General features: G+C 69.5%; 8 protein-coding genes and 2 pseudogenes. 6 read left to right on the top strand and 4 right to left on the bottom strand.

Going from position 1 to position 7,566, the window contains the following annotated elements:
* A partial coding sequence (locus ABZ826_RS38445; RefSeq protein ID WP_361459119.1) for a cold shock domain-containing protein occupies positions 1 to 76 on the top strand: 76 nt, incomplete at its 5' end.
* Positions 77 to 209: 133 nt separating this feature from the next.
* Here ABZ826_RS38445 and ABZ826_RS38440 read toward each other — a convergent pair.
* Complete coding sequence (locus ABZ826_RS38440) at positions 210 to 317, bottom strand: DUF397 domain-containing protein (protein WP_361459117.1); 108 nt, start codon at positions 315 to 317, stop codon at positions 210 to 212.
* 42 nt (positions 318 to 359) lie between these two features.
* Between ABZ826_RS38440 and ABZ826_RS38435 the strand changes: the two are divergent.
* Positions 360 to 1,371 (top strand): annotated as a pseudogene (locus ABZ826_RS38435) (glycosyltransferase family 4 protein); the annotation flags it as partial.
* Between the two features lie 119 nt (positions 1,372 to 1,490).
* Complete coding sequence (locus ABZ826_RS38430; protein WP_361459115.1) at positions 1,491 to 2,534, top strand: serine hydrolase domain-containing protein; 1,044 nt, start codon at positions 1,491 to 1,493, stop codon at positions 2,532 to 2,534.
* Between the two features lie 22 nt (positions 2,535 to 2,556).
* Here ABZ826_RS38430 and ABZ826_RS38425 read toward each other — a convergent pair whose 3' ends face one another.
* Positions 2,557 to 2,889 (bottom strand): hypothetical protein, encoded by a 333-nt coding sequence (locus ABZ826_RS38425; RefSeq protein WP_361459113.1) that lies wholly within the window; start codon positions 2,887 to 2,889, stop codon positions 2,557 to 2,559.
* Positions 2,890 to 3,175: 286 nt separating this feature from the next.
* Here ABZ826_RS38425 and ABZ826_RS38420 point away from each other — a divergent pair, with 286 nt between their 5' ends.
* The gene (locus ABZ826_RS38420; protein WP_361459111.1) at positions 3,176 to 3,688 is read left to right on the top strand and encodes an NUDIX hydrolase; all 513 of its coding nucleotides are present in this window, start codon (positions 3,176 to 3,178) and stop codon (positions 3,686 to 3,688) included.
* Between the two features lie 233 nt (positions 3,689 to 3,921).
* Positions 3,922 to 4,128, top strand: a pseudogene (locus ABZ826_RS38415) (NUDIX domain-containing protein); the annotation flags it as partial.
* Between the two features lie 1,106 nt (positions 4,129 to 5,234).
* Here the strand turns inward: ABZ826_RS38415 and ABZ826_RS38410 are convergent.
* Positions 5,235 to 5,468, bottom strand: coding sequence for a hypothetical protein (locus ABZ826_RS38410; protein WP_361459109.1), 234 nt, complete (start codon positions 5,466 to 5,468; stop codon positions 5,235 to 5,237).
* 227 nt (positions 5,469 to 5,695) lie between these two features.
* On the opposite strand from ABZ826_RS38410, the gene ABZ826_RS38405 reads away from it, so the two are divergent.
* On the top strand, positions 5,696 to 7,042 hold the full coding sequence (locus ABZ826_RS38405) for a chloride channel protein (protein ID WP_361459107.1): 1,347 nt from the start codon (positions 5,696 to 5,698) through the stop codon (positions 7,040 to 7,042).
* Positions 7,043 to 7,366: 324 nt separating this feature from the next.
* Here the strand turns inward: ABZ826_RS38405 and ABZ826_RS38400 are convergent, their stop codons facing one another.
* Positions 7,367 to 7,537, bottom strand: a complete 171-nt coding sequence (locus tag ABZ826_RS38400; protein WP_361459105.1) for a hypothetical protein — start codon at positions 7,535 to 7,537, stop codon at positions 7,367 to 7,369.
* Between the last annotated feature and the right edge of the window lie 29 nt (positions 7,538 to 7,566).

The raw sequence follows: 7,566 nt of genomic DNA, 5'->3' as shown, positions 1-7,566 counted from the left end.
GGAAGGCCAGAAGGTGAATTTCGACGTCACCCAGGGCCAGAAGGGCCCCCAGGCGGAGAACATCACCCCGGCCTGAACCACACCCGCACGACACCCGCCCCGCGATGCTCGCCGGGCAGGTGTCGTGCGCGACAGCTCACCGCGCCCCAGGCATACCCCCGCTCGGCGACAAGCGGCATCGAGGGATGCGGGCCTTCTCTGTCATCTGGTCAGATGTCGAGTGTCTCGGCGAACCTGGCGAATGCGGTGAACCTTGTCGGCGTGAAGGTCAGCGTCGGGCCGGACTTGCGCTTCGAGTCGCGGCGTGCAGTGCTCAGGGGGGCGTGGCGATCTCCAGGCAGTCCTGCTCGCCGGCGCTGACCGGCGCCAGTCCTGTCCTGCCTGCACGGGCGTTCATGCTCGCCCACCAGGGCCCAGGCCGTCCCTCCCGGCCGGACTCGAGCTGCTGGCCACGGTCGGAAGGTGCCTGGAGGGACCGGCCTTCCCCCGCTACGTCGCGGCCCTGCGGACGTCCCTTCGGTCCGCGATCGATGCCTCCCGGATCGACGTCCTGCACCTGCAGCACCTCGCCTTCGGCGCCACCCCGCCTTGATGCGGGCCCTGCCCGCGCATCCCAGGATCGCCCTGGTCCTCGCACCGATCTTCTCTTCGCCGAAGCCCACCGCGACCAGCACCAGGTTCTGCGCGAGACCGCGCGGGCCGCCGACGCCATCGTCGTGCCCACCGAAGCGATAGCCGACCGCTTGCTCAAGCTCGCCCCGCAGACCGACCGCCGCAAGATCGTCCACATCCCGTAGGGCATCCACGACCGCCTCCTGACCTCCCCGCCCACCCGGCCACCCCGCACCTCGACGAGCCACCTGCGACTGCTGTACGCGGGACGGCTCACGGCCGAGAAGGGAGCCGAGTCCCTGGTCAGGAGCCTGGCCCCGATCACGGGGTCGAGCTGTCCATCGCCGCCCCAGGGCTCAGTTCCATGCCCTCGCCCCGCTCCTGCAGCGGTCCGGCGTCCGGGCCCGCTACCTCGGCTGGCTGCGGCGCCCGCAGCTGTGGAGGGCGTTCACCGAGCACGACGTGCTGGTGATGCCCTCGACCGCCCTGGAAGCCATGGACCTGGTCGCCCTGGAAGCCCAGGCGTGTGGGCTGCCCGTCCTTTACCAGCCCGTTCCGGGCCTGAACGAGGTCCTGACCGCCTCCGGGGTGGCCACCGACTTCTCCCACACCGCCGCCCTCGCCCGGGAGATCCAGCGGCTGCAGACCGCCCCGGGCCTGCTTCCCGCCCTGCGGCAGGCCGGGTACACCGATGCCGCCCGCTACCCCCTCTCCGCGACCGCCCGGTCCCTGGACAAAGTCGGCCGCCAGCTCGTCTGAACTGGCCCTCACCACCCGGCCCCGGCGGCACGGCCGCCGGGGCACCGCGCCACCGCACCGCCCAGGCCGCCTACGTCACTACGCTGACCGGCGGGATAGCGACGGCGAACAGGGAGACCATGACGTACCGCACCGACCGCATCGAAGCCCTCCTGAACGAAGGCGTCCGCGACAAGGTCTACCCCGGCGCCGTGTGGGCCGTCGGCGACACCGCTCGAGTCCGTGCCTCCGGCGCCACCGGGGCCTTGGACCCCGACGAGCCGCACTGGAAGATGCGGATCGACACCTACTTCGACGCCGCCAGCCTCACCAAGATCCTCGCCGTGTGGCCGTCCATCGGGGCCCTGTGGGAGGACAGCGTCCTCGACCTCGACGCTCCGCTCGGCACCTTCTGGGACGAGACAGCCAACCTTCCGCTCGGTGCGGTGACCGCCCGCCAGCTGCTGACCCACACCGCCGGCCTCCCGCTGCGGGCCCAGCTGAAGAATCTCTACGGCTTCGTCCCACAGGCCATCCGGTCCGGAGTGCTGCACGAGGCCCTCAACCGGCCGCCCGGCGAAGCCGTCGAGTACACCGACCGGGCCGCGCTCATCCTCGGCTACCTCGCCGAACACCTTTCCGGCAAGCCCCTGGACCAGCTCACCGCCGAGCGGACCTGGCGCCCACTGAGCATGGACGCCACCCGCTTCGGCCCCTTGTCCCCGACGATCGCCACGGAGTGCGCGCCCACCGAACTCGACGACGCCACCGGCACCCGGCTCAAGGGCACCGCCCACGACTTCTCCGCCCGTCTGCTGGGCGGGGTGTGCGGCATCGCCGGCGCCTTCACCACCGCTGCCGACCTTTCCAGCTTCCTGCGCTACATGCTCGACCCCGCCACCGCCCCCGCCGAGGCCGGGTTCGGCGCCGAGTGGACCGCGTACTCGCTGACCCTCCAGACCGGGGGCCTTGAGCCCGAGCGCGGCCTGTTCTGGCACCCGGCCCCCGGCACCACCGACGAGGAGGACGTCTGGGTCCACTACGGCTTCACCGGCACCGGCATGTGGATCTCCCCCACACAGGACCGGTGGGCGGTCCTGCTGACCAACAGGATCTACTACACCCGCGACTGCCAGCCGCTGACGGACATCCGCAACGCCTTTCGCCAACTGGCCTTCGCGTAGTCCATGCGGCCAGGAGCGTGCTTCAGCTGGAGCGGGCGTCCTCCAAAGCACTTGCCGCGCTCCTGGCCTCGGAGGCGGCACGTTTTAGCGCGGTGATCCAGTCCGGGAGATTCACCAGGGACTCGGCCGCGTCCAGAAGCATCCCGGCGTTGTCCTCCAGATTGGCGAGTGCCCCCGAGGAGGTGTGGAGCGTGTGGATCCCGTCCTCTGAGATCCCGAAACCATGGATCCTCGGGTCGGCCAGTTCGTCGAGAAGGGTCCGGATGAGGACGGCGATTTCGGGAGCCGTCTTGGCGAACTCGTCCAGCGCGGGTACCACGCGGTCGAGAAGCTCGCTCTGGGCCTCGGCGATCATTCCGCCGAGCTTGCTCTTGGCGAGGTCTCCCCAGGCCCGCCAAGGCGTCCAGGCCGTCGGCCTCGCGTGCGCGCTTCCAGCCCTCCAGCACCTCGACGGGGTACTGGTCGCGGTGGGCCGTCCACTTCTTCGTGGTGCGGGCCGCACAGCAGGGGTGTGCCGACGCGGCGGGCGCCGGGAACCAGGCCGCACCCCTGGAGTGAGTATCACACCGGTTTGTCACCGTTTCGTGCCAGTCCGATGATGCTCGCCAGGTCATGCGGTGGCGCGGATAGCGTCCCGCTCCATGAGCACCGCGCACCTGTCTCCCGCCGCGTACTACGCCTCCCTGCCCAAGCACATTGCTGGAGCCGGGGCGATCTTCCACGACGCCGCCGGCCGCATTCTCCTGGTCAAGCCGTCCTACCGCAACTGCACTTGGGAGATCCCCGGTGGCGGACTGGACATAGGCGAGGACCCGCGGCAAGCAGTCCAACGCGAGATCAAGGAAGAGCTCGGCTTCGACATCACCCCGGGCCGCCTACTGGTCGTCGACTGGGTACCGCAACAGCCCGACGGCCGACCCCCGCTGGCCAACTACCTCTTCGACGGGGGCCCGATCATCGAGCACGAAGCGCAGACGCGGGTTCATCTCGACACCGACGAGCTCACCGAATGGCAGCTGGCCTCCCCAAACCAGTGGCGCGCCCTCCTGGCCCCGCACATGGCCCGTCGCCTGCACGCCTGCTCCCACGCCCTGACCCACGACACCACCCTCTACCTGCACCACGGATTCGACACCACCCGTCAGCAGATCTGACACCCCACCGCCCTTCCGGTTCGCGCCCAAAGTCCACCGAAAAGGGGAGGCCGCAATCGCCGTAGGCATGCCCGCACTGGCGGCCGCCGGTGAAGACGACTGGTGTGGCACCTGTGAGGTCGTCGGTCTTGGAGTTTTCCTCGCTACGCGGAATCGTCGAGGTGGTGGACGCGCGCGTCGCCGTGCCGCAAGGTGTGGACCGAACTCGAAGACGTCCACACCCGCTGGACACGACCGAGCCACTGGACGTCCACCTGATCCTGCGCCGTGACAGTGGGACGGGGCCGGAGGTGCTGCTTTCGCGCCGGGCCGGTTCGGTCTACGCAGCCGGCCTCTGGCATCTTCCGTCCGGGCACACAGAGGACGGCGAAGATGTCCGCGAGGCGCTGATCCGCGAGGCTGAGGAAGAAACGGGCGTGCTGATCGATCCGGCCGACGTCGCACCTCATGTACAGGGGTCGCCCACGCACCCTGCCAATTCGGGCGTGGCGCGGGCAGAGGCCGTGCGTGTGCCTGTACTCACCGGCACGTACGGGGTTGTGAAGCCGGGCAGTGAGCAGCACCACCTGCCGGTGTACGGCTGTGCGCTCCTCTTCGCAGGCACGGCAGCGCGGCACGGTCATCAGGTAGGGGCTGGGTTGGTGCGCCGCTTGCCGCCTTCGGCGAGAAGTTTGCGGAAACAGCTGAGCCGCGCGTTCCGCTGGCCGCGGTTGTCGGCGAGCACGGCGGCGACGTTCGACCCGCCGATGGCCGAAAGGCCGTGGAGGAGAGGCCGTGGAGGAGAGGCCGTGGAGGAGAGGGGTCTCCGTGAGCTGGGCAGGATCACTTCGCGGCATGGCTCACCTACGTCCTCAAGTGCACCTGCCAGGGGCGCGCATCGGATACACAAGCCGTCGGTGGCCAAGTCCGCGGTTGCGGTGAGTCCCATCGCCGTATGCACTCAATCGTCGCGCGGTCCCGCTCGATCAGCAAGACAGGGCCCCAGAGGGCGACACCGACCGCCCCAGCTCACGTTCCGTCCGGTCGGTGACATGAGCACCCCGGGGCAGGTGACCTTCGGTTCACCGCACGGCAGCACGCCGCACTGGCATACGGCTCATCTGATGGTCCGAGCGCTCCGATCAGCGCTTCGTCGCCGTTCGGCTCCTGCGTGTAGCCAGCAGCAGCGCGGCAATTTGCGCCGCGACGGAGAACTGTAGCTGTACAGCACTCCCAGAACAACGCTGCCGACGAGCCAACAGATGCCGAAGCCCGTGTCGAGCAGGCCCGGTGATCACGGACTTGACGACCGATTCCGATGCTGCTGGTCCTCGTGCCGGCGGGCACTGTACGGCCCGCAGTGAAGACGACCGTGACAGCACTTCGCGTCGAGAGCGCCGAGCCGGTTCCGGTCGCCCGCGATCACAACGTGCCCCGGAACAGCGCAAGCCAACTCGCCGTCATCGAGACCCGCGCCGAAGCGGGGTCTGAGCGGGACTGCGGTGGTTCGTCATTCGGCCGACGACCGCTCGACGGCCCGGTGCTGGGAGATGACCTCGAAGCGTGCTCAGAGGTGTGGACGGTCCCGGGTCGAGGACGGGCTGTTCAGCGTTCTCATCGATCGTCTGCGTGCTCGCGTGATCAGCTGGCCCTGCCGCAGGGCCAGCACCGCCCACACACCCCCGACCGCCGCGAGCCAGCGGTGGTGCAGAAGCACGGCACCGGTGATCAGACCGGCTGTGACCACAAGGTCCATGCCGGTCACCAGGGCGTCTCGTACCCACTGTGCGTTCCAGTACATCGCCACGCCTCCGCGTCCGGTATCCCCCTGCACAACGAGAGCCGGGCCGGTCCAGTGGACGCACAGGGCAATGTGCAATCGGATGGCGGTACAGGCGTTGGGGACGTCCGGCGCCGATCGCGTGCGGCGGCGGGACACGCGAGCCAAGTCCCTGCGAGAGCGGCCGGACGGGAGACGATGTCCGGCGAGAGCCGAGTGGCGGCCGGTTTCCCGGGGAAGGGCGCGCGATGGACGGTGGACAAAGCGGTGACCGCCGACGGGACGAGGCCGGGCAGTTCGACGGGACGGGGGCGGTGGAGCAGCCGAACCTCGTCGCACCGGTGGATGTTCCCGCGCTTTCTGCGCGCTTTTGGGTACTGGTAGTGGCCACCGGTGTGATGGCGGGGCTCGCGGGTGCCGCGCTGATGGCGTTGCTGCACGCAGCGGCCCACCTGACCTATGGCTACGAGGCGGGAAGTTTCCTGACCGCGGTCGAGCAGGCCGGTGCGTCTCGACGAGTGGTGGCCCTGGCCGCCGCCGGGGCCCTGGCCGGGGCGGGCTGGTGGCTGCTGCGGTGGTGGGCGGGGCCCGGCAGCTCCGAAGTGAGCACAGCGCTGTGGCGGGACGAGGGGCACCTGCCGCTGCGGCGGAGCCTGGGCACCGCCGTGTTGTCCGTGGTGATCGTGGGCATGGGAGCGTCGCTGGGACGAGAGGCGGCGCCACGGCTCGCCGGTGCGGCCCTGGCCTCCCGTCTGTCCGACTGGGCCCGCATCGACACCGCGCATCGCAGGCTGCTCGCCGCCTGCGGCGCTGGTGCCGGCATGGCCTGTGTGTACAACGTTCCGCTGGGCGGAACACTGCTGACGCTTGAGGTGATGCTCGGTGTTCTGGCGCTGCGGCTGGCCCTGCCCGCCCTGGCCACGTCCTGCATCGCCACCGCCGTCTCCTGGACGATTCTGCCCACCGGACCCACCTACCAGCTGCCGGAAGTGCCCTTGTCCGCCTCTCTGACCGTCTTCGCCGTGCTGATCGGCCCACTCGCCGGCCTGCTGTCCGTCGGCTGGGTGCGGTTGATCCGCACCACGCACGAACACCGGCCAACAGGACGGCGACAGCTGGTGGCTCCACTGCTGGTGTTCACCGCGGTCGGCGCGCTGGCTGTCCCGTATCCGCAACTGCTCGGCAATGGCCAGGACATTGTCCAGCTCACCTTCGGCGCGCAACTCGCCGCCCCCACACTGGTGGCCCTGCTCCTCCTCAAGCCGATCGCCACTGCCGGGAGTCTGGGCAGTGGGGCCAGCGGCGGGCTCTTCACTCCCACCATCGCTACCGGTGCCCTGCTGGGTTCTCTCGCCGGGCAGGGGTGGGCGCATCTCTGGCCCGGGCCTGCCGCCGGCTTCGCGGTCATCGGTGCCGCGGCCGTCCTCGCCGCCGCCATGCAGGCACCCGTCGCCGCTGTCGTACTGATGCTGGAACTCACCCGCACCGTCGATGCCCTGATGGTTCCTCTGCTGCTTGCGGTGACCGGTGCCATGCTCGTCTCCCGCAGTCTCGACACACCGTCCATCTATTCAGTGCGCCTGCCTGCCCAGTGAAACCGGCAGCGAGATTGGCACGGCCGTTGATGAGCGCGGTGCCCGGTTCGCGGCTCCGCCTCGGCGCCGGCCCTACCGAGGAAGCCGAGGCAGCCAGTGGTTGCATGAGTTCACACTTGGTATCGGACAGTTCATGGCGCCCGATGCGGATGCTCACCAACGAGGCTTCACGAACGGCGGTTTCCGCATCGGCTGAGTGGCCGGCACGGCGACCTGCCCGGCCGGACACACGACATCTGGCACCTCGCACCCGCCAACGCAGAGACAGGAAGGGCTGCCCGGCATCCGGCCGAACAGCCCTGCAGCGAGATCCGCGGCAGCCTGCTACACGGTGGACGCGATCCAGCCGACCGTCTCGGTCGCGTGGAGGCCGTCGCTGCGGACGCTGGCGTTGACGTTGAGTTCGTTGAAGCGGATCATGAATCCCTGGGGGGGTGCCTCTATGTCGTTCGTCAATCCCGCGCTGTCGGTTTTGGGGGTGTGGGTCCCATTCATGCGGCGAGGGTGACGGTGGGGGTTCGGGA

The sequence above is a fragment of the Streptomyces sp. NPDC047515 genome (assembly GCF_040643055.1).
In the GTDB taxonomy this organism is placed as follows: Bacteria; Actinomycetota; Actinomycetes; order Streptomycetales; family Streptomycetaceae; genus Streptomyces.
The sequence above is the reverse complement of the archived record's forward strand: the minus strand, read 5'-3'. Positions and strand labels throughout refer to the sequence as shown.

Excerpts from the sequence above, each read along its gene's own strand:
- ABZ826_RS38420 (WP_361459111.1), top strand. The coding sequence starts at position 3,176 with ATGAGCACCGCGCACCTGTCTCCCGCCGCGTACTACGCCTCCCTGCCC.
- ABZ826_RS38405 (WP_361459107.1), top strand. The coding sequence starts at position 5,696 with ATGGACGGTGGACAAAGCGGTGACCGCCGACGGGACGAGGCCGGGCAG.
- ABZ826_RS38425 (WP_361459113.1), bottom strand. The coding sequence starts at position 2,889 with ATGATCGCCGAGGCCCAGAGCGAGCTTCTCGACCGCGTGGTACCCGCG.
- ABZ826_RS38430 (WP_361459115.1), top strand. The coding sequence starts at position 1,491 with ATGACGTACCGCACCGACCGCATCGAAGCCCTCCTGAACGAAGGCGTC.
- ABZ826_RS38400 (WP_361459105.1), bottom strand. The coding sequence starts at position 7,537 with ATGAATGGGACCCACACCCCCAAAACCGACAGCGCGGGATTGACGAAC.
- ABZ826_RS38410 (WP_361459109.1), bottom strand. The coding sequence starts at position 5,468 with ATGTACTGGAACGCACAGTGGGTACGAGACGCCCTGGTGACCGGCATG.